We start from the raw sequence: 26,391 nt of genomic DNA, 5'->3' as shown, positions 1-26,391 counted from the left end.
CCCACATTTATTTTTCAATCGCGTCCGCCAACCAGCCATTGCAATTGCACTTCATGCTGACCACGGTCGTCAGTGACGAAGACGGTGCCTTCGCTGATCATCACGTCCCACTTGATCACGCGCGGCATGTCCTTGGCCAGGGTCTCCAACACTTCCTGCGGCACGGCGGCGATGTGCACGTTCTTCAGGTTAGTCGCCACCGGCACCACTTTGCCTTCCCATACGCGCAGGCTGCCGTACGCCAGCAGGCTGGTGCGCTCGGTGCGGCGCGAACACCAGGTCAGGCGATCGGCATCGGGCTGGCCGACTTCGATCCAGTGCAACACACGGTCATCCAGGCTTTTTTCCCACAGGGCGGGTTCGTCTACATCCGACAGACCACGCCCGAACGCCAATTGCTCGTTGTAAAAGAGGGCGTAGGCCAGCAGGCGCACGGTCATGCGCTCTTCGGTTTCCGAAGGGTGACGGGCGATGGTCTGTTTAACGCTCTCATACACCGAACGGTCGAGGTCGGTGAGGTTGAGTTCGAATTTGTAGGTCGTGGACGGCTGGGCCATGAACGGGCTTCTAAAGACAGGGAAAGGCGCCAGTCTAACCGATGGCGGGGTGATTCAACGAATCATCCACCTTATCCCTGGCCGTTCGCCTATGTTAAAAGGCATCACACATCTGCCCAGCGTCTGAAGGATCCCCATGTCGTTTAATGCCAAACCGCTTGCCGGCCTGAAAGTCATCGAACTCGGTACCCTGATCGCCGGGCCGTTCGCCTCACGTATCTGTGCCGAATTCGGTGCCGAGGTGATCAAGGTCGAATCCCCGGACGGCGGCGACCCGCTGCGCAAATGGCGTAAGCTGTATGAAGGCACCTCGCTGTGGTGGTTCGTACAGGCACGCAACAAAAAGTCACTGACGCTGAACCTCAAGCACCCGGATGGCCTGGCGATCCTCAAAGAGCTGCTGGCGGACGCCGATATTCTCATCGAAAACTTCCGCCCCGGCGTGCTGGAGAAGCTCGGCCTGAGCTGGGAAACCCTCCACGCACTGAACCCGAAACTGGTGATGGTGCGGCTCTCGGGCTTCGGCCAGACCGGCCCGATGAAAGATCAACCGGGGTTTGGAGCCGTGGGCGAATCCATGGGCGGGCTGCGCTACATCACCGGTTTCGAGGACCGGCCGCCGGTGCGCACCGGCATTTCCATCGGCGATTCCATAGCCGCCTTGTGGGCGGTGATCGGTGCGCTGATGGCGCTGCGGCATCGCGAAGTGAATGGTGGCTTGGGCCAGGTGGTGGACGTGGCCCTGTACGAGGCGATCTTTGCGATGATGGAAAGCATGATTCCCGAATTCGACGTGTTCGGCTTTATCCGCGAACGCACCGGTAACATCATGCCTGGTATTACTCCCTCCTCCATCCACACCAGCGCCGACGGCAAGCACGTGCAGATCGGCGCCAATGGTGATGCAATCTTCAAGCGTTTCATGAGCGCCATCGGCCGTGACGACTTGGCCAACGACCCGCAACTGGCCAGTAATGACGGGCGTGACGGCCGCCGTGACGAGCTTTATGGGGTGATTGATCGCTGGGTGAATTCGCTGCCGCTGGAACAGGTGGTGGAGCAGCTCAACCAGGCCGAAGTGCCCGCCAGCCGCATCTACAGCGCCGAAGATATGCTCGGCGACCCGCAGTTCCTCGCCAGAGAGATGTTCCTCAAGGCGCAGTTGCCCGACGGCAAGGACTTCAAGATGCCGGGCATCGTGCCAAAGCTGTCGGACACCCCCGGCAGCTGCGAGTGGGTCGGGCCGCAGCTCGGTGAACACAACAGCATCGTGCTCAATGAGTTGGGGTACGACGCCGCCGCGATCACACGCCTGCGCGAACAGGGCGCCATCTGAATCGCAGGCAAAAAGAAACCCCGAAGCGTGGGGAGACACTTCGGGGTTAAACGTGGCCTTACAATGACCAGTACAACAAGCCACAAACACCGGAGCACAATGTTTGCTCTTGCTGTTAAAAAATCTGACAGGCCATGCCGTAGGAAGTTTCGAAGGATAAATAATTCTTCATGCGCACACCGGCGCACGCGTCATGGCGGCATTGCGCAAGGCTGCAATGACCGAGGGTTCCAGGCGGCCTTCCGCGATTTTCAGATCGCGCAGCAGGCAATCCACCACATCCACCAACGCGCGCTTGTCGGTTAATTGCGCGCGGTTGAATTCGCGCTCGACCATGATGGCGCCACTTGGGTTCTTCACGGTCACCAGGCATTCGCCCAGCACACCAGCGGTGGTCAGCGTAACCTGATAAGGGCTCAGTGCTTCTTCGAGCAATAGGCTGATACTTTGCATCTCGATCACCACTCAATAGTTCGGGAACAATCGTTTCAACGGGTGCAGCATCTATCCTAAGTGACTGGTTATGACGTAGGAAAGTTCGCTTTTTCGATGTTGCGGGGATGACGTTTCCAGCATGCGCCTGCAACATGACAATGAAAAAACGTTGGCACAGAAACCAAAAACGCCGCTGACCCAAGGGAGGGAAAGCGGCGTTTTTGTATACGCGGTTCGCCTTACAACGGCTTACCCCGGTTGCCATGCTGGCTGACAAACGCCTGCACAGCTTTCAAATCATTGGCCAATACCGTGCAACGCTCTTGCCGCTCGAACAGGTCGGCCAGATGCGCCGGCAGTTCCAGGGCCTTGCCGACACCAGCCTTCTCCACCGCTTCCGGGAATTTGACCGGGTGCGCGGTGCCAAGGATCACCATCGGAATGTCCAGGCTGCGACGGCATTCGCGGGCGGCCTTCACCCCGATGGCGGTGTGCGGGTCGAGCAACTCGCCGGTCTGGGCATAGACTTCGGCGATGGTTTCGCAGGTCTGCGCATCGTCCACAGCCAGGGAGTCAAACAGCTTTCGGGTTTCGGTCCAGCGTTCTTGCTCGACGTTGAAACCGCCGCCGCTCTTGAAGCTGTTCATCAATTCGGCAATGGCCGCACCGTTGCGACCGTGCATGTCGAACAGCAGGCGCTCGAAGTTCGACGAGACCATGATGTCCATCGACGGTGACAGCGTCGCGTGCAGGGTTTCCTTGATGTAACCGTTGCCGCTCATGAAGCGGTGCAGGATGTCGTTGCGGTTGGTGGCGACGATCAACTGGTTGATCGGCAGCCCCATGTTGCGCGCCAGGTAACCGGCGAAAATATCGCCGAAATTGCCGGTAGGCACCGAGAACGATACCGAACGCGCCGGGCCGCCCAACTGCAGGGACGCGTGGAAGTAGTAGACGATCTGGGCCATGATCCGCGCCCAGTTGATCGAGTTGACCGCCACCAGGCGCGTGCCCTTGAGGAAGCTCTGGTCAGCGAAGCTGTTCTTGACCATTTCCTGGCAGTCATCGAAATTGCCTTCGATGGCGATGTTGTGGATGTTCTCACCAAAGATGGTGGTCATCTGGCGACGCTGCACTTCCGATACCCGCTGGTGCGGGTGCAGGATGAAGATGTCGACGTTTTCGCAGTGCTTGCAGCCTTCGATGGCCGCCGAACCGGTATCGCCGGAGGTGGCGCCGATGATCACCACGCGCTCGCCGCGCTTTTCCAGCACGTAATCGAGCAGACGACCGAGCAGTTGCAGGGCGAAGTCCTTGAACGCCAGGGTCGGGCCGTGGAACAGCTCCAGTACCCATTCATTGCCGTTCAGTTGGCGCAGAGGCGCGATGGCGTTGTGGGAAAACACGCCATACGTTTCTTCCAGAATCTTTTTAAAATCGGCGTCCGGAATGCTGCCGGTGACGAACGGGCGCATCACCCGGAACGCCAGCTCGTGGTACGGCAGGCCGGCCCAGGAGGCGATTTCTTCCTGGGTGAAGCGTGGCAGGTTTTCCGGCACATACAGGCCGCCGTCGGTGGCAAGGCCTGCCAGCAAGACGTCTTCGAAATTCAGGGCCGGTGCCTGGCCGCGGGTGCTGATGTAACGCATAGGGGCAAACCTTCGGTTTGGGCTGCAAGCTTCAAGTGACAAGCGGCAAGTTAAAACTGATCGGCTTTTACTTGCAGCTTGCAGCTAATAGCTTGCAGCTGAATTAATTGAGATGTTCGACGCGAATCCGGACGACCGGCCCAACTACGCCCTGGAGCGCTTCGAGAGCCTCGATGGCATCATTGATGTGCTGCTCAAGCACGCGGTGGGTCAGCAGAATCATCGGCACCTGGCCATTTTGCTCCTCGACTTCCTTCTGCATGATCGACTCGATGTTGATACCGCGCTCCGACAGGATACTGGCCACCTGAGCCAACACGCCCGGGTGATCCTTGGCCTGGATGCGCAGGTAGTACGCGCTCTCGCAGGCTTCGATCGGCAGGATCGGGTGGGCCGACAGCGAATCCGGCTGGAAGGCCAGGTGCGGTACGCGGTTTTCCGGGTCGCTGGTCATGGCGCGAACCACGTCCACCAGGTCGGCGATCACCGACGAGGCGGTCGGCTCCATGCCGGCGCCGGCGCCGTAGAACAGGGTCGAACCGGCGGCGTCGCCGTTGACCATCACGGCGTTCATCACGCCGTTGACGTTGGCGATCAGGCGGTCGGCCGGGATCAGCGTCGGGTGCACACGCAACTCGATACCGGCTGGAGTGCTGCGCGCCACACCGAGGTGCTTGATGCGGTAACCCAGGGCTTCGGCGTAGTTCACGTCGGCGGTGGTCAGCTTGGTGATGCCTTCGGTGTAGGCCTTGTCGAACTGCAGCGGGATACCAAAGGCGATGGACGCCAGGATGGTCAGCTTGTGGGCGGCGTCGATGCCTTCCACGTCGAAGGTCGGGTCGGCTTCGGCGTAACCCAGGGCCTGGGCTTCGGCCAGTACGTCTTCGAAGGTACGGCCCTTCTCGCGCATTTCGGTGAGGATAAAGTTACCGGTGCCGTTGATGATACCGGCCACCCAATTGATGCGGTTGGCGGACAGGCCTTCACGGATCGCCTTGATCACCGGGATCCCACCGGCCACGGCGGCCTCGAACGCCACGATCACGCCTTTTTCACGGGCCTTGGCGAAGATCTCGTTGCCGTGCACGGCGATCAGCGCCTTGTTGGCGGTGACCACGTGCTTACCGTTCTCGATGGCCTTGAGCACCAGCTCGCGGGCCACGGTGTACCCGCCCACCAGTTCGATGACGATATCGATTTCAGGGTTGGTGGCAACGGCGAACACATCGTTGGTAATCGCAATACCGGTCGTTTCGAATTGAGGCTTCGGCGAACGCGTGGCAATTTGCGCCACTTCAATCCCACGCCCTGCACGGCGGGAAATTTCTTCAGCATTACGCTGAAGTACGTTGAAGGTGCCGCCACCGACGGTCCCTAACCCACAGATGCCTACTTTGACCGGTTTCACTGAAGAACTCCCCATGAAACGGCCGACGCGAGGTCGGCCGTGGAAAACAGCCGCACGACTGCGGCTTTCAATTGATGGCCCGTCGACTTATCAACGGGCCATGATCGTCAAAGGTTCGACGATGCTGGTTTATTTGGCACTCAGCGCCAGTTTGGCAACTTGTGGTGCCGGCTGGTAGCCCGGAATCACCTGGCCGTCAGCCAAAACGATGGCCGGCGTACCGTTCACACCGATGGACTGGCCCAGGGCGAACTGCTTGGAGACCGGGTTGGCGCACTTGGCAGCCTTGATTTCCTTGCCGTCGACCATCTTGTCCATGGCCGCTTTCTTGTCGGCCGAGCACCAGACTGCCTGCAACTGCTCGTCACCCGGTGATCCCAGGCCCTGGCGCGGGAACGCAACGTAGCGCACTTCCACACCGAGCTTGTTCAGCGCCGGCACTTCGGCGTGCAGCTTGTGGCAGTACGGGCAGGTGGTGTCGGTGAACACGGTGATGTGGGTCTTGGTCTCGCCGATAGCCGGGTAAACCACGGTTTCCGCCACCGGGATGCCATTGATCAGCTTGGACACGCCCAGGCGCTCGGCCTTCTCGGTCAGGTTGACCGGCTTGCCGTCCTTCAACTGGAACAGGTAACCCTGAACGATGTACTGGCCGTCGGCACTGGCGTACAGCACGCGGCTGCCCTTGAGCTTGACTTCATACAGGCCGGCCATCGGGCTTGCGCTGATGCTCTCGATCGGCGTGTCGAGCTGCAGGTTGGCCAGACTCTTGCGAATGGTCTGCTCGGCGGCGTCATCGGCGACGGCAAAGGTGGAAACCAACGCAATCGCTGCGGCGGCAATAATCTGGGTCAAGCGCATGGGAACTCCTGAAGGCAGATGCAGGGACGGGAAGGAACATCGCGATCGATGGACGCGGGTCGGGACCGTCACCTTTGCTAACCGGCAAAGCCTACCACAGTTGGGCCGCGGGGCAGCCCGTGGCGGTAGAAATTGGCGGTTTTCAGCCTCGCGGGTGGTGCTTGGCGTGCATATCCTGCAAACGTGCGCGCGCGACATGGGTGTAGATCTGGGTGGTGGATAAGTCGCTGTGGCCGAGCAGCATTTGCACCACACGCAAATCGGCGCCGTGGTTGAGCAGATGGGTGGCGAACGCATGGCGCAAGGTGTGGGGTGACAACGTCTTGCCGATCCCGGCGACCTTGGCCTGATGCTTGATGCGGTGCCAGAACGTCTGGCGGGTCATCTGCTCGCCGCGCAGGCTGGGAAACAGCACATCGCTGGGGCGCCCGCCGAGCAATTCGCTACGCGCCTCGCGCATATAGCGCTCGACCCACACAATCGCCTCCTCCCCCATCGGCACCAGTCGCTCCTTGCTGCCCTTGCCCATCACCCGCAGCACGCCCTGACGCAGGTTGACCTGCTCCAGGGTCAGGCTGATCAGCTCGGTCACCCGCAGGCCGCAGGCGTACAGCACTTCCAGCATCGCGCGGTCACGTTGGCCGATGGCTTCGCTCAGGTCGGGAGCGGCGAGCAACGCCTCCACGTCGGCTTCCGACAGGGACTTTGGTAACGGCCTGCCGAGTTGCGGCATGTCGATTTGCAGGGTGGGATCGAGGGTGATCAGTTTCTCACGCAGCAAATAGCGATAAAACCCACGCACACCCGAGAGGAATCGCGCGGTGGAGCGTGGCTTGTAGTTCTGTTCCAGGCGCCAGGCCAAGTGGTCAAGGATCAACTCGCGGCCGGCGTTGATCAGTTCCAGGTGTTTCTCTTGGAGCCAGCCGTTGAAAAGTGCCAGGTCGCTGCGGTAGGCCTGGCGGGTATTGTCTGAAAGACCCTTTTCCAGCCACAGGGCGTCAAGAAAGCGGTCGATCAGGGGATGGTCAATGGCGGGCATGGGGGGCTCAGGCTGATTACGGTGATATCCGGTAGATCCTATCGCAGCATGAGTATCTATACATCTTGATCGAACCGCATAGGATCGTTCCTACGTTCTGCATGGGAACAATCAAATGCCGGGTAGCTTTCAGACAAATTCCAGGCACAAAAAAGCAGCCCGCAGGCTGCTTTTTTCTGCATCGGGAAGCTGGACTTAAGCCAGTTTTTCCTTGATGCGAGCTGCTTTACCGGACAGGTCACGCAGGTAGTACAGCTTGGCTTTACGTACGTCACCGCGACGCTTAACGGCCATGCTGTCGATTTGCGGGCTGTAGGTCTGGAAAGTACGCTCTACGCCAACACCGTTGGAGATTTTACGAACAGTGAAAGCACTGTTCACACCACGGTTACGCTTGGCGATTACCACGCCTTCGAACGCTTGCAGACGCGAACGGTCGCCTTCCTTCACTTTCACCTGAACGACAATGGTGTCGCCCGGGGCAAAGGTAGGGATCTCTTTGGTCATCTGCTCTGCTTCGAGTGCAAGGATGATTTTGTTAGTCATGCTGTGCTCCTAAGGTAAGTCAATGGACCCACCATCGATACGTTGTTAACTATCGTCCCGCGCGAGGATGTATTCCTCGAGCAGCTTCTTCTCTTCTCCAGAAAGCGAGCGGCTTTCCAGAAGATCGGCGCGTCGTTCATAGGTCCGACCAAGGGACTGCTGTAAACGCCAACGCCGGATGTGTGCGTGATTGCCACTTAGCAATACGTCGGGAACACGCTGATCCGCATACACCTCCGGTCGGGTGTAGTGCGGGCAATCCAGCAAACCATCCGTGAAGGAATCTTCCTCCGCGGAGTCCGCATGCCCTAAAGCTCCAGGCAGCAGTCGTGTAACCGCATCTATCAGGACCATCGCCGGCAGCTCGCCGCCAGACAGGACATAGTCCCCAATCGACCACTCTTCATCGACATGAGCCTCAATAAAGCGCTCGTCAATGCCTTCATAGCGACCGGCAATCAGGATCAGTGCTTCCTCATTCGCCAGTTCGCGTACCGCAGCCTGTTTCAGCTGGCGGCCTTGAGGGGACAGGTAAATAACCTTCGCCTTCTCCCCGGCGGCGACCTTGGCCTGAGCCAACGCATCTTCCAGGGGCTTGATCTTCATCACCATGCCCGGGCCACCGCCAAATGGGCGATCGTCCACAGTGTGATGTCGATCCGTCGTGTAGTCTCGCGGGTTCCAACAGGTAAGCTGCAACAGCCCCTGTTTCACCGCCCGACTGGTGATGCCGTACTCGCTGATGGCGGAAAACATCTCGGGAAACAAACTGATCACTTCAATGCGCAAATTAGCCACGCTTAGAAGTCCGCGTCCCATTCCACCTTCATCTCGCCCGCGGCCAGGTCGACGGCCAACACGCATTGCTCGGTATAGGGCAACAGGCGTTCGCGATCATCCAGGCTGCCAGCGCAAGGCTTGACCACCATTACATCATTGGCGCCGGTTTCCAGAAGATGGTCGATTTTCCCGAGCAATTGCCCGAGTTGATCAATAACCTTCAGACCTTCCAGCTGGTACCAGTAGTACTCGCCGTCGGTCAATTCAGGGAACAGGTTGCGCGGCACGCAGATCTCATAACCGGCCAGAAGACGCGCTTCTTCACGATCATCAAGACCCTTGAGCTTAGCGACCAGGAACTTGTCGCTCCCGCGTCCACTGACCAGCTCGACCTGTTTCACGCTACCCTCGCGCTTGAGCGTCCAGGTTTTGTACTGCAACAGGTTTTCGGTCGGATCAGTAAAGGAATACACCTTCACTTCGCCGCGAACGCCATGAACAGAGTAAATCTTGCCGATAACGATCAAATCATCAGCAACCGCTGGCGTCGCGTTCATATTGCTCAGGCTGCGGCCTTAGCCGAGTCCTTCAACAGTTTTGCAACGCGCTCGGATGGCTGTGCGCCAACGCTCAGCCAGTAGGCTACGCGCTCTTGGTTCACGGACAGACGAACTTCTTGACCACGAGCAACAGGGTTGAAGAAACCAACCTGTTCCTTGTGCGAACCGTCACGCGGGTTGCGGCTGTCGGTTACGGTCAAGTGGTAAAACGGGCGCTTTTTGGAGCCGCCAAGGGCAAGACGGATTGTTAGCATGTGAACATCGTTCCTGTAGTCGGTGCTGCAAATCTAAATGCACAGCGGGCATAGGTGCCCGAAAGGCCGCATATTCTAAGGAATATCCGGACTTTTGCAAATGTCTTTTTCTGGCGCCTATCAGCGGGCCATTCAGATCTGCCATAGAGCCGTCGATTAAAACGGCGAGTCAGCCCCCGCCAACGGCGGGTTTGCTGGAGATCCCACATCCCTGTGGGTCGGAGCGGGAGCCAGGCTCCCGCTCGAATACTTTACATCTTGGGCATGCCGCCGCCGGGCAACATACCGCCCATGCCGCGCATCATCTTGGCCATACCGCCCTTGGCGGAGAATTTCTTCATCATCTTCTGCATCTGCTTGTGCTGCTTGATCAAGCGACCGATGTCCTGCACCTGGGTGCCGGAACCCATGGCGATCCGACGTTTGCGCGAACCGCTGATCAGCTCAGGGTCGCGGCGCTCGGCCGGGGTCATCGAGTTGATGATGGCTTCCATCTGCTTGAACTGCTTCTCTGCCGCGCCCTGGGCATTGCCCATTTGCGCCAGGTTCACACCGCCGATGTTGGGCAGCTTGTCCATCAGGCCGCCGAGGCCGCCCATGTTCTTCATCTGTTGCAGCTGGTCGCGGAAGTCTTCGAGGTCGAAGCCCTTGCCCTTCTTCAGCTTTTTAGCCAGCTTGTCGGCCTTGTCCTTGTCGAGCGTGGCTTCGGCCTGCTCGATCAGGCTGAGCACGTCACCCATGCCGAGGATACGCGAGGCGATACGCTCGGGGTGGAACGGTTCGAGCGCTTCGCTCTTCTCGCCCATGCCGATGAACTTGATCGGCTTGCCGGTGATGGCACGCACCGACAGCGCGGCACCGCCACGGGCGTCGCCGTCGACCTTGGTGAGGATCACGCCGGTCAGCGGCAGTGCATCACCGAAGGCCTTGGCGGTGTTGGCCGCATCCTGGCCGGTCATGGCATCGACCACGAACAGCGTCTCGACCGGGTTGATCGCGGCATGCAACGCCTTGATCTCGCCCATCATCTCTTCGTCGATGTGCAGACGACCGGCGGTATCGACGATGACCACGTCGATGAATTTCAGCCTGGCTTCCTTGATGGCCGCGTTGGCGATGTCGACCGGCTTCTGGCTCAGGTCGGACGGGAAGAAGGTCACGCCCACTTCGCCCGCAAGCATTTCCAACTGTTTGATAGCCGCCGGGCGGTAGACGTCCGCCGAGACCACCATCACGGACTTCTTCTTGCGCTCTTTAAGGAAGCGCGCCAGCTTGCCGGCGGTGGTGGTTTTACCCGCGCCTTGCAGACCGGCCATCAGTACAACGGCCGGCGGCACGGCGCTGAGGTTCAAGTCTTCGTTGGCAGCGCCCATCAGGCTTTCGAGTTCGGCCTGGACGATTTTCACGAAGGCCTGGCCCGGCGTCAGGCTGCGCGACACTTCAGTGCCGACCGCACGCTCCTTGACCGAGTTGACGAAGTCCTTGACCACGGGCAAGGCCACGTCGGCTTCCAGCAACGCCATGCGCACTTCACGCAGGGTGTCTTTAATATTGTCCTCGGTCAGCTTGGCCTTGCCGGTTACGTGGCGCAGCGTCTGCGAGAGACGGTCAGTCAAGTTTTCAAACATGCGCGATCCTTTCAGGCCCTATTCATCGAAATGCAGGTAGACCGAGGTAATGGCGGCCCAGGCTCTAGCAAATCGCTATTAAAACAGCGCTCGGCGAGCCTGCGGCGTGGGCAGGTCGCGGATTATAGCGAAGACTGCGCCCATGCACACCCGCTGTCTGGTGCGGGAGTCTTTCGTGCACGGCCTGGGTATGCCAAACTCAGCGCCTTTCGGGCTTGCCTAACAGGATTTATGCTCCCTTTGTCACCCAGCTTGCTACCCAGCCTCGCCGCCGCACTTCTATATGCCGCTGCGACCCTCTACCAGGGCACCCGCCTGGCCCAATGCGCCAAGGCCGACAAACGCCTGCTGGCAGGTTTTGGCGTCCTCGCCCTGCTGGCGCACGCCGCGAGTCTGTTCACTCACTTGATGACGCCGGACGGCCTGGCCCTGGATTTCTTCAGCGCGGCCAGCCTGATCGCTGCCGCCGTGATCGCTCTGACACTGATCGCCTGCACGCGCATCCCGGTGGAAAACCTGCTGATCCTGCTGTTCCCGCTGGGGTTGCTCACGGTGCTGCTGTCGCAATTCGCCCCGCCCGGTACAGTGCAGGTGATCGATGAGGAACCGGGCATGCTCGCCCACATCCTGTTGTCGATCCTGTCCTACGGCATGTTCACCATCGCGGTGTTCCAATCGTTGCTGGTGCTGCTGCAAGACCACCAGCTCAAGCACAAGCATCCCTTGGGGCTGATCAAGAACTTTCCGCCGCTGCAAACCATGGAAAGCCTGTTGTTCAGCTTTCTCTGGGCCGGCTGGACCCTGCTCTCGCTGTCGTTGATCTCCGGCTGGCTGTTCGTCGAGAACCTGTTCGCCCAGCACCTGGTGCACAAAACCTTGCTGGCGTGCCTGGCCTGGATCGTCTTCAGCGTATTGCTGTGGGGCCGTAACCGCCTCGGCTGGCGCGGGCACAAGGCAATCCGCTGGACGCTGGCCGGTTTCTGCCTGCTGATGCTGGCCTATTTCGGCAGCAAGCTGGTTCGCGAATACATCCTGCATATCTGACGGGCAGCAATCATGGACAACTTGCCCCTGGGGCCGATGCTCGCGGTAATCGCCTTGCTGGTGTTATGGGCCGGGCTGTTTACCGCCATTGAAGCCGCCCAACAGCACCTGCTGGCGCTGCGCCCCGGCACCCGCCAGGGCGACAAGGCCGCCGCCCGCCTGAATTTTCCGCGCAACAGCCTGATCCTGTGCAACAGCCTGTGCCGCGCCGCCGTGGTGATTCTGTGCACCTTGCTGGCGATCTACGCCTGGGCGCAGAACGGCCCCTGGCTGGGCTGGTTGATCTCCTGCGCGGTGCTGCTGGTGCTGGCCGACTACCTGCCCCGCGCCCTGGCCACCCGGTATCCGCAAGCGGTGCTGGGTTTCGGCAATACGCTGCTGGGCGTGCCGCTGAAAATCCTCTACCCCGCGGCCTGGCTGCTCAATGGCATCAGCCTGCTGCTGTTGCGCCCATTTGCACGCAAATCGGGCGTGGTGAAAAAAAGCGACGAACCACAACCCGATCACGATGACGAACCCGAGCCCGACGCCGATGAAAACCGCGCGCCCGGCATGCCCGGCATCCATGCCCTGGACAACATCACGGTCAACGACATCCTGGTGCCCCGCAGCGAAGTGGACGGCATCAACCTGGATGACTCGATCGAAGACATCATCGAACAACTGCGCAACTCCCCGCGCACCCGCCTGCCGGTGTTCCACAGCGATATCAACCAGGTGCAGGCCGTGCTCAATACACGGCAGGTCCAGCATCTGCTGCCCGACGCCAGCCTGACCAAGGACGCATTGCTCGCCGCCTGCCACGAGCCCTACTTCGTGCCGGAAAGCACGCCTCTGCAACTGCAGTTGCTGAACTTCCACAAGCAACAGCGGCGCCTGGGCATGGTGGTGGACGAGTACGGCGAGGTACTGGGCATCGTCACCCTGGAAGACATCCTCGAAGAGATCGTCGGCGAGTTCGAAAGCGAACAAGGTGCCGACAACCCGCACGTCGAGCCGCAGCCGGACGGACGCTACATCATCGACGGCGCCGCCTCGATCCGCGAATTGAACAAGAGCCTGGGCTGGCACCTGCCCAGCGACGGCCCCAAGACCCTCAACGGGCTGGTCACCGAAGCACTGGAGACCATTCCGGATTGCGCGGTATGCCTGAAGATCGGTCGCTATCGCCTGGAGATCCTTGAGACCGAGGACAACCGGGTGAGCAAGGTGCTGATCTGGCACACCAGCCGGGTGCCGGTGGCGGCATAACCTTCTGACGCGCCCGATCCAATTTGGGGAGGGGGCTTGCCTGCGATACCCATGGCCATCGGGGGCAAGTCCTAATGCCTGTCAGTTAAGGCTTTGAAGGGGTAAAAAGTGACCTGTGGCGAGGGAGCTTGCTCCCGTTGGACTGCGCAGCAGTCCCATTCTGTGTAAACAAAGAGAGGGGCCGCTTCGCGCCCCAGCGGGAGCAAGCTCCCTCGCCACAAATACAGTGTTGTCCCTTAACTGACGGGCATTAGCAGGGCAAGTCGAATCGTCGCACCGCCCCTCCCTCATTGGATTTGTCGTGTTTGAAGCCACTTGTTGTATTTCCAAACCCCTTCCTATAATCCCTGCGGCTTACCCAAGCCCCGCCCGACCGCGTGCTACCCGCACTGAACGCGTCCAGGCACCGTTATCGTGTCTGACCGGTGTTCGCTCCCATCCCGAGCCACTCCGTGCACAACCCTGATCCATGGGTGTTCGACCAATAATAATCCGCGTCCAAACGCGCAATGACCGTCAGGGATACCGCCATGAGCACCACCTACAACGAGGCCGCGAGCGCCGCGCCGACCAACTCGACCGCACGGGTTGCCACTGCGAGCATCGTCGGCACCGCCATCGAGTTCTATGACTTTTATATCTACGCCACCGCCGCCGCATTGGTGATCGGCCCGGTGTTCTTCCCACAGAGCTCCGGCACGGCGCAGATGCTGGCGTCGTTCCTGACCTTCGGCATCGCCTTTATCGCCCGGCCGCTGGGCTCGGCGTTGTTCGGCCACTTCGGGGACCGCATCGGTCGCAAATCCACACTGGTGGCTTCGCTGCTGTTGATGGGCGTGTGCACCACGCTGATCGGCTTGCTGCCCGGCTATGACAGCATCGGGGCCTGGGCCCCGATCCTGTTGTGTGTGCTGCGCTTTGGCCAGGGCCTGGGCCTTGGCGGCGAATGGGGTGGCGCCGCGCTGCTGGCCACCGAAAACGCCCCCAAGGGCAAGCGCGCCTGGTTCGGCATGTTCCCGCAACTGGGCCCGTCGATTGGCTTCCTGGCCGCCAACGGCCTGTTCCTGATCCTGGCCATGAGCCTGAACGACGAGCAGTTCCGCAGCTGGGGCTGGCGTATCCCGTTCATCCTCAGCGCCGCACTGGTGATGGTCGGCCTGTATGCACGCCTGAAGCTGCACGAAACCCCGGTGTTCGCCAATGCCGTGGCCAAGGAAAAACCGGTGAAAGTGCCATTGGTGGAGTTGTTCAGCCAGCATTGGTTGCCGGTGCTGCTGGGCGCCGCGTCGATGGTGGTGTGCTATGCGCTGTTCTATATCACCACGGCGTTTTCCCTGAGTTACGGCGTATCGACCCTGGGCTATAGCCGCGAAACCTTCCTTGCACTGCTGTGCTTTGCCGTGTTGTTCATGGGATTGGCCACGCCTATCGCCGCGTTGGCCAGCGACCGTTATGGACGCAAGCCGGTACTGATCGTCGGCGCGATCCTGGCGATCCTGTCGGGCTTCACCATGGAACCGCTGCTGACCCACGGTTCGACCTGGGCCGTGGCGCTGTTCCTGGCACTGGAGCTGTTCTTGATGGGGGTGACCTTCGCCCCGATGGGCGCGCTGTTGCCGGAACTGTTCCCGACCCGCGTGCGTTATACCGGGGCTTCGGCAGCGTATAACCTGGGTGGGATTGTCGGCGCATCGGCGGCACCGTTCTTCGCGACCAAGCTGGTGGCGATGGGTGGGCTGAGTTATGTCGGCGGGTATGTGTCGGCGGCGGCGTTGCTCAGCTTGATTGCGGTGCTGTGCCTGAAAGAGACGCGGGATAATGATTTGAACAAAGTGGCCTGATAGACCGCAATCGGGGGCAAGTCGAATCGTCGCACCGCCCCTCCCACCTTTGAATGTATTCACACATCAAATTATGTGAACCCGATCAAAGGTGGGAGGGGCGGCCCAACGATTCGACTTGCTCCCGATGCTTTTAGAGCTCTACAACAACCGCCTGCGAAGCACGAGTCGCCTTGGCCCGAGCCGCGTCAATCGACTCATCCCGCGCCAGCGCCACGCCCATGCGGCGCTGACCGTTCACTTCCGGTTTACCGAACAGACGCAACGCCGTATCCGGCTCGCTCAGTGCGGCGCCGAGGTTGGCGAATGCCGTCTGGGTCGATTGCCCTTCCACCAGGATCACCGCCGAGGCCGAAGGCCCGAACTGGCGAATCAATGGAATCGGCAGGCCGAGGATCGCGCGCGCGTGCAGGGCAAACTGCGACAGGTCCTGGGAAATCAGGGTCACCAGACCGGTGTCATGCGGGCGCGGCGACACTTCGCTGAACCACACCTGATCGCCCTTGATGAACAATTCGACGCCAAACAGACCACGCCCGCCCAGGGACTCGGTCACGGCTTTGGCCACGCGCTCGGATTCGGCCAGGGCCACCGGGCTCATGGCCTGCGGCTGCCAGGACTCCTGATAATCGCCTTTTTCCTGACGGTGACCGACCGGGGCACAGAAGGTGGTGCCGCCGACGTGACGCACGGTCAACAAGGTGATTTCGTAGTCGAAATCGATAAAGCCTTCGATGATCACCCGACCCTTGCCGGCACGTCCGCCTTCCTGGGCGTAATCCCAGGCTTTCTGCACGTCATCAGTGCCGCGCAACAGGCTCTGGCCCTTGCCCGACGAACTCATCACCGGCTTGACCACGCACGGGAAACCCAGGTCCTGCACGGCCTTGCTGTAGTCTTCGAAGGTATCGGCGAAGTGGTACGGCGAGGTCGGCAGGTCCAGCTCTTCGGCGGCCAGGCGACGGATGCCCTCGCGGTTCATGGTCAGCGAGGTGGCGCGCGCGGTCGGGATCACCGTGAAGCCTTCGGCCTCCAGCTCCACCAGGGTGGCGGTGGCGATGGCTTCGATTTCCGGCACGATGAAATGCGGTTTCTCCGCCTCGATCACCGCACGCAGGGCGGCGCCGTCGAGCATGTTGATTACATGGCTGCGATGCGCCACCTGCATGGCCGGCGCGTTGGCGTAGCGATCCACGGCAATCACTTCAACGCCCAGGCGCTGCAGCTCGATTACCACTTCCTTGCCCAGCTCGCCGCAGCCACACAACAAGACGCGGGTCGCGGTAGGCGACAGTGGAGTTCCGATTCGGGTCATCTCAAGTCCTCAAGGGAGCGGATCAGGGGGAGAAAGGCCGCGATAATACATGAACGCGCCGTGCCGACTCCACTGATCAGCGCCGGGCTGCACGCCCTAGACCTCCGAATCCCAGATCACCGAGACACTGCCCGACCACGTCTCGCCCTCGCGCTTGAGCATCTCCTCCACGCCTTCGCGTTGCACCTCGAAGTGCAAGATGCCCGGCCGGCGGTCGACATAGAAGGACGGTTGAAACAACTCGCTGCCCGTGCCGCTGACCCGCAACGGCAGGCGGTTGACCGCCGCGCCATCGGTGTTGGTCATGCCGGCGGGCAGGCTGACCAGCACGTCCAACGGCACCTGGTCGCCGGCGGCGTTTTTAACCGCGCAGGTATCGCCGATCTGGCCGGTGCCGCATTCGAGCTGCATCTTGAAACGTGAGCTGGCCGAGAGATTAAAGGTCTGGTCGCGGAACAGGCGCGCGGGTTTACGGCCCTGGTTGAGCCAGGCTTGCCAGCCGCCCTGGGGCTCCAGTTGGATGCGATTGCCGCCGGGAGGGATTTCGACCTTGAGGGTGTGCTCGACGGTGAGCGTAAAATTGATTTCAAGCAAGGAATCGGTAGGAAGCAATAAGTCGCCCATGTCGAAATCCATATTCGGCCCGACCGTATAGGCGATCTTGCCGGTATAGATGCCCGAGGACATGGAGAGAGGGTCGGGCGTTTCGATCTGATACCCGAAGTTGAATCGGTTCAGGCCACCGTCACCAAACATAAAACCGGCTGGAATGTCGAAAGCCGATTGCAAAGGACAAGCCGCTTCGGCTCCGACCGGCGTTTGCCAGAAGAAGTATCCACCATTGCCGTAGGTCGCGTGCCAGACCGATGTCGACAGACAAGGTGCCCTTGCATATCGTGCCAGCCGACCGCCCCATAGTTTTTTATTAATGTCCTCCCAGGAAGTGCCCCCACCCACAATCTCGACAATGCCGATGGGCGTTCGATAGGAAGCGCCGAACGCTGCGATACGCACCTTCAACTCTCGGCTTTCCCCCGTCTGCTCATGAGCCACGTTCAACGACCGCCAATTGGCCGGGACCTTGACCATCGGACCTTCACGCTCACTGTGCCCGGCCCGGATCGGGACCTGGGTCCGAAAGCTCAAAGGTGCAAGCAAGCTCTGCAGCCCAAGCGAGTTGCAATACGCGGGGTTTTCGGCACAGGTGCCCCGGTTTGGCGTGGTGTTTTCAAACCGATTAAGCATGGGGTTGGCTGCATCAGGACGAAAACGCGCGGTCACCTCCACCGACGCCCCGTACGACGGCAGAGAGAATACCCATAACAGGCCATACACATACCATCGCGCTCGTCCGGACCAATCACCACGGCGCTTAGTGATTGCTCTCATTAAAATCTCCTGAAGATAGGGTGGCGCCCACTCATGGACTCATCGCTTCAAAAATCATATGCACCGTGCCGTGATAATCCCCGGCCTTGAAGCGCTCCTCCCCCTGCACCGCGGCAATTTCCAGCATCACCCGCCCACCCGCCCGGGCGTCGTCCACCACCGGCTGGCTGTCCAGCGACAGCGCCACTTTGTTGAACGCCACGTTCAGGTCGATCTCGTCGCGACCGTTGGAGAGGTAGGCCCGCTCGCTCAGGCGCGCGGCAATGGCGCCGTTGGTGTTCTTCACATCGAAGTGGGCGCGCAGCGGGCTGAGCCTCGAGGTGGCCAGGTTCCAGTTCAGGCGTTGCTCGCGCGCCAGCAGTTGCGGGTCTACCGGCAACACAAAAAAGCTGGCGGCCGGAATGGTGACCGATACTTCGAACTGCTCGACAAAGCGCGCGGCCAAGGCCACGGGGGCCAGCGCCGAGGTGATTGCCAACAGGCCGGCCATGAGTGAGTTACGCAGCATGTTTTCCATCCTTGCCTGGGCGCGATGGGGTTGGGGTCGAAAGCGTTTTCATTGGCCGACCACACGCACTTTTTGGGTCTGCGTGCCCTCGACCAGATCGAAGCGGTATTCGCGCCCGGCCTGTTTATCGAACTTGAAGGTGCGCCCCGCCAGCACGTGGTGCTTGGTGGTGGGCTGGCAGTCGTTTTCCTGCTTGATCGAGCAGTCCTTGAATTCACGGATCACCACCACGGTGTTGCCGTTGTTGCGCAGGCTGTAGTGGGTCGGCGTGTCGTTGACCACACTGTCGTAGCGCGAATCCTTGGGCCGCACGAAAAACACGGTGCCGTAGCCGGCCAGGATGTTGACCCCGGCCGACAGGTCCTTTTTGTACGCTTCGCGCTCTTCGGGGGTGATGGCGAATTCATCGTCCTTCTCCGGCACCACCGGGATGAAGCGCACGCGGAAGTAGCGCTCCTTGTCACGCTCGCCCATGTACAACAAGCGCGTGCCCTGCACGCCGTTGGCCGGCACGATCAACCGCGCGGGGCTGGCCATCAGGCCGTCGCGGGCGGCCATGTCGGGCTGCGACTGCAGCGGTATTTCCCGGTGGCTGCCGTCGGCGTCATAGAGGATCTCGAAGATGTTCACCTTGACGAAAGCCGTGCTGTCGCCACCGTTGAACACACGTTTCAAATAGGTACTTTTATCGCCCTCCAGGTAGTCGTACACCACCCCGACGTTGATCTGCGGCCCGGCCAGGGCGGCACTGGAGCACAACGAAAAACCGAGAACAGCCCACCAGCGTTTCATCACTTTTCAACCTCTACTTATGCTTAACCGGCGATCGCCGGCTGGGTGGCCGTATCGGCCAAGGTGTCTGGGGTACAGCGCAGGTCGCCGATCATCAGCACGTCGTTCTCGCGGCGTGCGTTGTCCGGGTCCAGGCGGAACTGGCACAACAACTGGTTCTTGGAGCGCACTTCGAGGGTCGGCGAGCCGGCATTCATTTCCATCGAGAAGAACCCGTCCGCTTCGCTCACGCCACGGCTGGCGTGGTTGATCACGTGGTGCCCGCGCAGCGGACGGCCTTGGGCGTCGACCAGGCGGCCGAGCACGGTTACGGTCTTGCTCACGGTGATCTTGCGGTACTCCACGCCGCCCTTGTTCAGGTGATAGCTGGCACGCGCCGGCTGAATGCTCGCGGAGGGCACGTCGTTGCCTTCAAAGTCGAAATTCACCGTGCTGTTCTTGTACGCCGTGATCGGGATGAAGTTGCGCCCCACCCGCAGGTGCGCGCTGCCGCCGCTCAGGTCGTCGGCGCGCAGGGCGATGTCATCCAGGTCCGATTCCACATCGACGATCATTCCAGCGCCGGCCCCCTGATGCTGACTGGTTATCACCAGTTTTTCGCCACTGAAGGCCACGGTGCTGTCCAGGTTCAGGCCACCGGTGAGGTTGCCGTTGTAGGAAGAGCGCTGGATAAACGCATCGCCGTTGATATGGTCGCTGCTGAAGTTGGCCAGCCCCGACATGCCCACGCCATAGGTGTCGGTGATCGCCGTGGCCGAGACGCTTTGCAGCACATGGCCCTGCAAGTCTTTGCGATAGGTGAGCGAGGCGTTGTTGTCGCGCCCGCCATCGCGCGAGGTGCGCGTACCGACGCTGCCGGAGAGCTGCTCGCCGGCACTGCCCAGGGCCAGGCTGACGGTCAGGTCGAGCCCGCGATTGCGTGCATCGCCGCTGCTGTAGCTGCCGGGACGATCAAACACCGAAAAACGCCAGTTGCCGTCGTTGCCGAACAGCGACGTACGCTGCGTCCACCCCAGGTCCAGTGCCACGCCTTCGGTGTTGCCGGTACTGTGGGAAACCCGCGCATTGAGAGTGTTCCTGCTGTCCAGGCGATGGTTGACCGACAGCGATGAGTTGCTGGTCTGGCCGATAAACACATTGCGCTGACGAACCCGCGTGCCGTCCGGCAAGGTTTCGTAGGTGTTGGTGGTGTCCAGCCAACTGCGCGTGTGGGTGGCGAAAATGCTGCCGGAACCGTAGTTGTACATGGTTTGCAGGTCGAGACCGGTGCCGTGGTCTTCGGTTTTGTAGACGTTGGCGAAGACGTTGACGTTATTGGCCACGGTCCAGTCGATGGAGGTGCCGTATTGCAGCATCTCGCGCACCTGGCGCGCCGAGACGCCGAGAATCACTCGCGGGTGCAGCAGGTAGTTGAGCGCGGCGCCGGCGGCGACCTTGCCCGACGACTGCTCATCCCAGTTGCTCAACAGTTTGCTTTCCTGCCCGGCGAACAGGTTGTAGCGCCAGCGCTCGTCCGCGTTACGCCAGTTGCTCGGTTTGTACACCAGCTCTTCGGTGGTGGAGGTGATTTGCCCGTCCTCGATCAGGCGCACTTCCACTTCGTAGATACCGCCCGGCAACGGCCGCGTGTCGAGGGTGCGCAAGCCGGCTTCGACCGGCTGCGTATTGATCAGCAAGCCGTTGCGGTAGATCTCCACCGAACCTTGCCGGTTGGCGGTGACGTAGATCGGGTAGACACTGGGCTTGGCACTGTGGATGGCCAGGCTGTCGGAGCTGCCGTACATCACGCCCACCGCCGTGTCGGGACTGGCGCCGAACGCGCGCGGTTGGCGGCTCAAGCCTTCGGAGCTGGGCATGAAGTAGCCCATGCGCAGGAAGCGGCCGGCCAGTTCACGCTGTGAGTAGAGTTCGTGTACCGCGTGGTAAAGCTTGTCATCCGGCCCGCCCATGCGCGCCAGTTGCATGTTCAGGCTCTGGGTCCAGTTGCCCAGGCTGCTGCTGGTTTCCAGGCCGTAACGCCCACCCAGGTCCTGGTCCTTGCCACCGTTGAGGTTCAACTGGTTGCGAATGATCAGGCCGGTACTGCCGCCTTCAGGTTGGTCGTAATAGCGCTTGGCTTCGGTGTCGCGTTCGGCATTTTCGGTGAGGATCGATACCACCGAGCTTTCCAGGTTGTAATGCACGGCCAGCATCTGCTGTGGGCAACGGCCCTGGCAGGCGCCGAGCGTTATACCTTGCTGTAGATAAGTGGTCCATACATCACGCTCGGCCGGGGTGAACTGGCTGTCGCCGCTGTCGGTAAAGTCCAGCAAGGTCAATTGGTCATCGCGAGACAATACAATCATCGCCTCGCCAAGAAGCTGCCCATCCAAGTCCACCCGAACCGCCAGTGGCACGTCGAAGAAATGCTCTTCAAAGTCCGAGGGCAAACCTTCCGCTTGAGCCAAAAGACTTCGCACTGTTGTATCGGGAGCAGGAGCGGCCAACGCACTTGCGCACATAAAGAGCGCAAGCGCCGCCGCGACGGGAGTCATCGGAAACATGAACGGAGTACTCTTATTACAATGGCCAGCGATTCAGAATCCGCCTGACAGGAGATCGCTCACCTGCCAGGCGGCAAGATGACTCAATGAGTGAGTTAACCACTCAAAGAGTTAGAACCGGCTTCACGCCTCGACAACAGCATCGAAGACCATGTGCACTTGGCCGGTGTAGTTGCCCGGCTCATAGCCGCTGCCGGGCTTGGTCGGTGTGATCACCATGTCGACGCGACGACCGGCACTGGCTTCTTCCTTGGTGACCACCGGCTTGGCGGTCCCCACGGTCAGGGTGACGCCGTTGAAGGTCACGCCCAGCGGAACCGACGCCGAACCGTTGTACAGCACGGCGGCGGACTCCAGGCTGGCATCGATTCGACCGGCGGTGTGACGGGTGTCGAACTGCGCACGCAGGTTGCTCAGGTCACCGTTGGCGGGGTTGTAGTTGAGTACCTGGTCCTTGACGATCAGGTCCGGATCGACCGGTTGAACGTGAAACGTGGTGGCCGGCACGGTGGCCACCAGGTTGATGGACGCACGCCCTTCGCCTGCCGCGAAAGCCAGGGAAGAGTTCAACGCCAGGAAGGCCAATGGCGCGGCGATTGCGATTTTCTTGAACATGTAGGTACCTGCATTTCAGTTGAGATTAATTAACATCCATAGGAGACGGCCCTTTCGCATGACAGAACGGTTAACCCGCTGTTGTCAGACCGAAAGTTCGACGCCGGAAGAGTATTAATTGAAAACAACAGAAAGTAAGCAGGAGGCTTCTGTGTCACTCGTAGTTAACTAGCCGTCGACACAATATGAAAAAACCGCGATTTCGAACAATATCTAAATGCAGCTGTAAGAAGCGGACTACATTTTCTATAAAATCAAAACAATATGATTGCTCCTGCCGCGCTAGAGCAAACAGAAGCATCAAACACTACCAATTTAGTGCAATAGCACTAAATTAGCAGTCAATCAAAACCAACTAACCGACGACCGGTTAGTTGCAAGTCATTCAAGGAATTCGTCGCCGGGTTTCAAGCACCCGGCTTGGCGTCGGCCATAAACAGCAGGCCGCCGGCCCTGGCGCGCTCATGGCACAGCACCAGCACCTGGCGCCGCTCGGCATTGTCCATGCGCCCCCAGCGCGTAATCTCCGCCGCCGTGCGCTGGCAGCCGATGCACAGGTCGTCGTCATCCAGTGCGCAAATGCTCACGCATGGCGAGGCGACGGGGCGTTCGGGACGGTTCATGCCGGCTGCTCGGCCAGGTCACGGGCATACCGTTGGGCGTTATGCACATAATGCGCGGCACTGGCTTCAAGCATCTGCTTCTGGGCTTCGGTCAGTTCGCGCACCACCTTGCCCGGCGAGCCGATGACCAGCGAACCATCGGGAATCTCCTTGCCTTCACCGATCAGCGAGTTGGCGCCGATGATGCAATGCTTGCCGATCTTCGCGCCGTTGAGCACTACCGCGTTGATGCCGATCAGGCTGTAGTCGCCAACGGTGCAACCGTGCAGCATGGCGTTATGGCCGACGGTCACGCCGGTGCCGAGGGTCAGCGGGTAGCCCATGTCGGTGTGCATCACGCTGCCGTCCTGCACGTTGCTGTTCCTGCCGATCAGGATCAGTTCGTTGTCGCCCCGCAACACCGCGTTGAACCAGACGTTGGCGCCCTCCTCCAGCTTGACCTTGCCCACCAGCGTGGCATTGGGTGCCACCCAGCTGTGGGGGTGAGTCTCAACACGGGCGTCGCCCAGGCGGTATTTCATGGTGTGTCCTCAGGCTGGCATTTAATCGATGGCTTAGCGATTGACGAAGCTCTTGGGCGGCTGGTGCAGGCTGATCTTGGCGTCGTCATACAGCAGGTTGATCAGCTCGACGATCATGATCGCCGTCAGCCCCCAGATCTTGTACTCGCCGAACCGATAGCTGGGCACGTACCAACTGCGGCCCTGGTAATCGATTCTGTGGGTGTGTTCGCGTGGGTCCTGTCGGAAAAAATCCAAAGGCACGCTGAAGACTGCGGCGATTTCGGCGTCGTTGGCCAGGTATTCGACGTAATCTGGAATAACGCCCACATACGGCGTGACCCGAATACCGTGCAGGGAAATCAGCGGGCTCAACGGGCCGATCACCTCGACCAGCCCCGGCGGCAGGCCGATTTCTTCTTCGGCTTCACGCAGGGCGGTGAACACCAGGTCCGGGTCTTCGGGGTCGCGGCGTCCGCCGGGAAAGGCCACTTCGCCACCGTGGGTCGACAGGCCGCTGGCGCGCAGGGTCAGTATCAGCTCAGGTTCGTCACTGCGGGTAATCGGCACCAGCACCGCGGCCTCGGGGAAGCGCCCGTCGGTTTCCAGTGTGTGGGGGGTGTGGTTGCTTACCCGGCGAAGTAGCTCGTCCAGCATGAGTCATCTCGGTCTGTTGGCTACCTTGCATCATGCACCAAAGCGCGCGGGCGCCCAACCCCAAAACCCCGGCGGTGTCGCTAAACGACAACTTGCAGCGCCCTGCCCGCCACGCCAAGATAGACGCACTTTCCAGGAACCCCAGCATGAACTTCTGCAGCCAGTGCGGTAAACCGGTCATTCAACGCATTCCCGAAGGCGACGGCCGCCTGCGCTTCGTCTGTGATCACTGCTCGACCATCCATTATCAAAACCCCAATATCGTTGCCGGTACCCTGCCGGTGTGGGGCGACAAAGTGCTGCTGTGCCGACGCGCCATCGAGCCACGCCTGGGTTACTGGACCCTGCCCGCGGGCTTCATGGAGAACGGCGAGACCGTCGAACAGGCGGCCCTGCGCGAAACTCTGGAAGAAGCCTGCGCCCGTGTGCGCAACCTCAACATCTACACCCTGATCGACGTGCCGCACATCAACCAGGTGCACATTTTCTACCGTGCCGAGCTGGTCGACCTGGATTTCGCCGCCGGTATCGAAAGCCTTGAAGTACAGCTGTTCGACGAAGCCGACATCCCCTGGTCCGAGCTGGCTTTCCGCACGGTGGGACGTACTTTAGAATGCTTTTTCGCTGACCGCCGGCAACAATCGTACCCGGTGCGCAGCGAGGCTGTGCCGCCGATGGGCAAGCCCGCCCTCTAACCTCCCGGCAGATGGCCTTTAAAGGGATACCGTTTCAATGCGTTGGTTGCTTGCTCTGATCTGCCTGTCGTTCGCCACGCTGTCACCGGCCTCCACCCCGCAAACCCTGGACGGTAAAACGGTCGAGAAAGTCCTGGTGCTTAAATCCGCCCACCAATTGCAGTTGATCAATGACGGCAAGCCGTTCAAGACCTACCGTATTTCCCTGGGCAAGAACCCCAAGGGCCACAAGCTGATCGAAGGCGACCGTCGTACCCCGGAAGGTCTCTATTGGATCGACTGGCGCAAGACCAGCGACCGCTTCAACCTGGCCATGCACATCTCCTACCCGAATATCAGCGACGCCGCGCGCGCGCGCCGCGAAGGCGTCAAGCCCGGCAGCATGATCATGATCCACGGCACCCCCGACACCGAAGACTACCCGGAGCAGTGGTTCCACACCCTGGACTGGACCGACGGCTGCATCGGTATGCGCAACGTCGACATGCGCGAAGTCTGGAACCTGGTCAAGGACGGCACCCTGATCGAGATTCGCCCGTAAACCCCGACCTTTCGTAAATTAATTCAAAAATATTTCCTGCCCCGCCCCCTCCCGCCGGTGAATACCAGTTCACCGCGCGAGGCTGCGCCGTTCTGCGCGCCATAAAGACCTCTCTAATACCACTTGATACCAGGCCCCATTACGAAGCCTTTAAACCCTTGAATGCACCGTTTTGGCTGCATTGACATGGTATTTAAGTGGTATTAATTTTCGGCCATTACCGGGCGACAACACTCCAATAACGCATCGGAAACCTGACAGATGAATCCCATCCTGGCCCTGCGCCCCGACGATAAACAATCCACGCCGCTGTACCTGCAATTGGCGCGCAAACTCGAAGCCGCGATCCATGCCGGCCAGTGGACGTCCGAACAGGCGCTGCCGTCCGAGCGCGCGCTCAGCGAGCAGTTGAGCATTTCCCGGGTGACCGCCCGTAAAGCCCTGGAAGTGTTGTTTACCCAGGGCCTGATCCGCCGCAGCCAGGGTTCCGGCACCTTTATAACGCCACGCCTGGAACAACCGCTGTCACGCCTGTCGGGGTTCAGCGAAATGTTGCGCCTCAAAGGCTTCGTGCCAGGCTCGCAATGGCTGGAGCGCGACATTACCCCGCCCACCCATGAAGAACTGATCCGCCTGGCCCTGTCCCCAACCGACAAAGTGGCGCGCCTCAAGCGTCTGCGCAAAGCCGACGACACGGTCATGGCCATCGAGATGACCGCCGTGCCCGCATCGGTGCTGCCACAGCCGCAGGCGCTGGGCAGCTCGCTGTACGAATACTTCGAAAGCATCGGCAAGCCCATCGTCCGCGCCCTGCAGCATGTGCAAGCGATCAACGCCTCGGACGAGTTCGCCGCCCTGGTGGGCATCGCCCCCGGCACCGCCATGCTGCTGATGACCCGCGTGGGCTACACCGTCGACAACACGCCGATTGAAATCACCGACACCTACTGCCGCAACGACTACTACGACTTTGTCGCAGAGCTGCGCCGGTACGACTTTGCCGCCGAGTTGCGGCCCTAGGGAA

Annotated in this window: 27 protein-coding genes; 7 read left to right on the top strand and 20 right to left on the bottom strand. The window is 60.5% G+C overall.

The window, feature by feature from the left end; all coding sequences use genetic code 11:
• Positions 1-14: 14 nt before the first annotated feature.
• Complete coding sequence (locus tag V6M90_RS27095) at positions 15-557, bottom strand: YaeQ family protein (protein ID WP_003175888.1); 543 nt, start codon at positions 555-557, stop codon at positions 15-17.
• A gap of 136 nt (positions 558-693) precedes the next feature.
• Here V6M90_RS27095 and V6M90_RS27090 point away from each other — a divergent pair, with 136 nt between their 5' ends.
• Positions 694-1,893 carry a CaiB/BaiF CoA transferase family protein gene (locus tag V6M90_RS27090; protein ID WP_003175889.1) on the top strand — a complete coding sequence of 400 codons (1,200 nt, stop codon included), beginning with the start codon at positions 694-696 and terminating at the stop codon, positions 1,891-1,893.
• A gap of 168 nt (positions 1,894-2,061) precedes the next feature.
• Here the strand turns inward: V6M90_RS27090 and V6M90_RS27085 are convergent, their stop codons facing one another.
• The 10 genes from V6M90_RS27085 to ffh all read right to left on the bottom strand — a co-directional run bounded on the left by V6M90_RS27085 (position 2,062) and on the right by ffh (position 11,053).
• The gene (locus tag V6M90_RS27085; RefSeq protein WP_042945231.1) at positions 2,062-2,346 is read right to left on the bottom strand and encodes a DUF3509 domain-containing protein; all 285 of its coding nucleotides are present in this window, start codon (positions 2,344-2,346) and stop codon (positions 2,062-2,064) included.
• A gap of 221 nt (positions 2,347-2,567) precedes the next feature.
• On the bottom strand, positions 2,568-3,977 hold the full coding sequence (gene thrC / locus V6M90_RS27080; protein ID WP_003175891.1) for a threonine synthase: 1,410 nt from the start codon (positions 3,975-3,977) through the stop codon (positions 2,568-2,570).
• A 103-nt stretch (positions 3,978-4,080) separates the two neighbouring features.
• Positions 4,081-5,385 (bottom strand): homoserine dehydrogenase, encoded by a 1,305-nt coding sequence (locus tag V6M90_RS27075; protein WP_003175892.1) that lies wholly within the window; start codon positions 5,383-5,385, stop codon positions 4,081-4,083.
• 129 nt (positions 5,386-5,514) lie between these two features.
• On the bottom strand, positions 5,515-6,246 hold the full coding sequence (locus V6M90_RS27070; protein ID WP_003175893.1) for a thioredoxin fold domain-containing protein: 732 nt from the start codon (positions 6,244-6,246) through the stop codon (positions 5,515-5,517).
• Positions 6,247-6,388: 142 nt separating this feature from the next.
• Positions 6,389-7,285 carry a site-specific tyrosine recombinase XerD gene (xerD, locus tag V6M90_RS27065; RefSeq protein WP_003175894.1) on the bottom strand — a complete coding sequence of 299 codons (897 nt, stop codon included), beginning with the start codon at positions 7,283-7,285 and terminating at the stop codon, positions 6,389-6,391.
• A gap of 195 nt (positions 7,286-7,480) precedes the next feature.
• On the bottom strand, positions 7,481-7,831 hold the full coding sequence (rplS, locus tag V6M90_RS27060) for a 50S ribosomal protein L19 (RefSeq protein WP_003175895.1): 351 nt from the start codon (positions 7,829-7,831) through the stop codon (positions 7,481-7,483).
• Positions 7,832-7,876: 45 nt separating this feature from the next.
• A complete protein-coding gene (trmD, locus tag V6M90_RS27055) occupies positions 7,877-8,650 on the bottom strand; it encodes a tRNA (guanosine(37)-N1)-methyltransferase TrmD (RefSeq protein ID WP_176156668.1) in 774 nt (257 codons plus the stop codon).
• On the bottom strand, positions 8,632-9,168 hold the full coding sequence (gene rimM / locus V6M90_RS27050; RefSeq protein WP_003175898.1) for a ribosome maturation factor RimM: 537 nt from the start codon (positions 9,166-9,168) through the stop codon (positions 8,632-8,634). Before rimM ends, trmD begins: the two co-directional genes overlap by 19 nt.
• 5 nt (positions 9,169-9,173) lie before the next feature.
• Positions 9,174-9,425, bottom strand: coding sequence for a 30S ribosomal protein S16 (gene rpsP, locus V6M90_RS27045; protein ID WP_003175899.1), 252 nt, complete (start codon positions 9,423-9,425; stop codon positions 9,174-9,176).
• 251 nt (positions 9,426-9,676) lie between these two features.
• A complete protein-coding gene (gene ffh / locus V6M90_RS27040; RefSeq protein ID WP_003175900.1) occupies positions 9,677-11,053 on the bottom strand; it encodes a signal recognition particle protein in 1,377 nt (458 codons plus the stop codon).
• A gap of 231 nt (positions 11,054-11,284) precedes the next feature.
• Between ffh and V6M90_RS27035 the strand changes: the two genes are divergently transcribed.
• The 3 genes from V6M90_RS27035 to V6M90_RS27025 all read left to right on the top strand — a co-directional run bounded on the left by V6M90_RS27035 (position 11,285) and on the right by V6M90_RS27025 (position 15,189).
• A complete protein-coding gene (locus V6M90_RS27035; RefSeq protein WP_003175902.1) occupies positions 11,285-12,097 on the top strand; it encodes a cytochrome C assembly family protein in 813 nt (270 codons plus the stop codon).
• A gap of 12 nt (positions 12,098-12,109) precedes the next feature.
• The gene (locus V6M90_RS27030; protein WP_332847424.1) at positions 12,110-13,348 is read left to right on the top strand and encodes a transporter associated domain-containing protein; all 1,239 of its coding nucleotides are present in this window, start codon (positions 12,110-12,112) and stop codon (positions 13,346-13,348) included.
• A gap of 530 nt (positions 13,349-13,878) precedes the next feature.
• Positions 13,879-15,189, top strand: coding sequence for an MFS transporter (locus tag V6M90_RS27025; RefSeq protein ID WP_141063373.1), 1,311 nt, complete (start codon positions 13,879-13,881; stop codon positions 15,187-15,189).
• 133 nt (positions 15,190-15,322) lie between these two features.
• On the opposite strand, the gene purT is transcribed toward V6M90_RS27025, so the two are convergent.
• The 9 genes from purT to V6M90_RS26980 all read right to left on the bottom strand — a co-directional run bounded on the left by purT (position 15,323) and on the right by V6M90_RS26980 (position 24,131).
• Positions 15,323-16,504: a formate-dependent phosphoribosylglycinamide formyltransferase gene (gene purT / locus V6M90_RS27020; protein WP_332847423.1), complete on the bottom strand. Its 1,182-nt coding sequence runs from the start codon at positions 16,502-16,504 to the stop codon at positions 15,323-15,325.
• A 96-nt stretch (positions 16,505-16,600) separates the two neighbouring features.
• The gene (locus V6M90_RS27015; RefSeq protein WP_332847422.1) at positions 16,601-17,893 is read right to left on the bottom strand and encodes a hypothetical protein; all 1,293 of its coding nucleotides are present in this window, start codon (positions 17,891-17,893) and stop codon (positions 16,601-16,603) included.
• Positions 17,894-17,924: 31 nt separating this feature from the next.
• Entirely contained in the window at positions 17,925-18,401 is a 477-nt protein-coding gene (locus V6M90_RS27010) for a CS1 type fimbrial major subunit (RefSeq protein ID WP_141063375.1), read from the bottom strand.
• A gap of 48 nt (positions 18,402-18,449) precedes the next feature.
• On the bottom strand, positions 18,450-19,193 hold the full coding sequence (locus tag V6M90_RS27005) for a molecular chaperone (protein ID WP_141063376.1): 744 nt from the start codon (positions 19,191-19,193) through the stop codon (positions 18,450-18,452).
• A gap of 23 nt (positions 19,194-19,216) precedes the next feature.
• On the bottom strand, positions 19,217-21,736 hold the full coding sequence (locus V6M90_RS27000) for a CS1-pili formation C-terminal domain-containing protein (protein ID WP_332847421.1): 2,520 nt from the start codon (positions 21,734-21,736) through the stop codon (positions 19,217-19,219).
• A 123-nt stretch (positions 21,737-21,859) separates the two neighbouring features.
• Complete coding sequence (locus tag V6M90_RS26995; RefSeq protein ID WP_078825948.1) at positions 21,860-22,351, bottom strand: CS1 type fimbrial major subunit; 492 nt, start codon at positions 22,349-22,351, stop codon at positions 21,860-21,862.
• Between the two features lie 407 nt (positions 22,352-22,758).
• A complete protein-coding gene (locus V6M90_RS26990; protein WP_042945238.1) occupies positions 22,759-22,974 on the bottom strand; it encodes a DUF1289 domain-containing protein in 216 nt (71 codons plus the stop codon).
• Positions 22,971-23,495 carry a gamma carbonic anhydrase family protein gene (locus V6M90_RS26985; protein ID WP_141063378.1) on the bottom strand — a complete coding sequence of 175 codons (525 nt, stop codon included), beginning with the start codon at positions 23,493-23,495 and terminating at the stop codon, positions 22,971-22,973. The genes V6M90_RS26990 and V6M90_RS26985 overlap by 4 nt, the downstream gene beginning before the upstream one ends.
• Before the next feature lie 33 nt (positions 23,496-23,528).
• Positions 23,529-24,131: a CoA pyrophosphatase gene (locus V6M90_RS26980; RefSeq protein ID WP_003175915.1), complete on the bottom strand. Its 603-nt coding sequence runs from the start codon at positions 24,129-24,131 to the stop codon at positions 23,529-23,531.
• Positions 24,132-24,277: 146 nt separating this feature from the next.
• On the opposite strand from V6M90_RS26980, the gene V6M90_RS26975 reads away from it, so the two are divergent.
• From V6M90_RS26975 to V6M90_RS26965, 3 genes are all read left to right on the top strand, one after another.
• Positions 24,278-24,826, top strand: coding sequence for an NUDIX hydrolase (locus V6M90_RS26975; protein WP_042945240.1), 549 nt, complete (start codon positions 24,278-24,280; stop codon positions 24,824-24,826).
• Between the two features lie 37 nt (positions 24,827-24,863).
• Positions 24,864-25,367: a L,D-transpeptidase family protein gene (locus V6M90_RS26970; protein ID WP_332847420.1), complete on the top strand. Its 504-nt coding sequence runs from the start codon at positions 24,864-24,866 to the stop codon at positions 25,365-25,367.
• A 261-nt stretch (positions 25,368-25,628) separates the two neighbouring features.
• A complete protein-coding gene (locus V6M90_RS26965) occupies positions 25,629-26,387 on the top strand; it encodes a GntR family transcriptional regulator (protein WP_332847419.1) in 759 nt (252 codons plus the stop codon).
• The last annotated feature ends 4 nt before the right edge of the window (positions 26,388-26,391 follow it).

Source organism: Pseudomonas lactucae (genome assembly GCF_036688725.1).
GTDB classification, from domain to species: domain Bacteria; phylum Pseudomonadota; class Gammaproteobacteria; order Pseudomonadales; family Pseudomonadaceae; genus Aquipseudomonas; species Aquipseudomonas lactucae.
The sequence above is the reverse complement of the archived record's forward strand: the minus strand, read 5'-3'. Positions and strand labels throughout refer to the sequence as shown.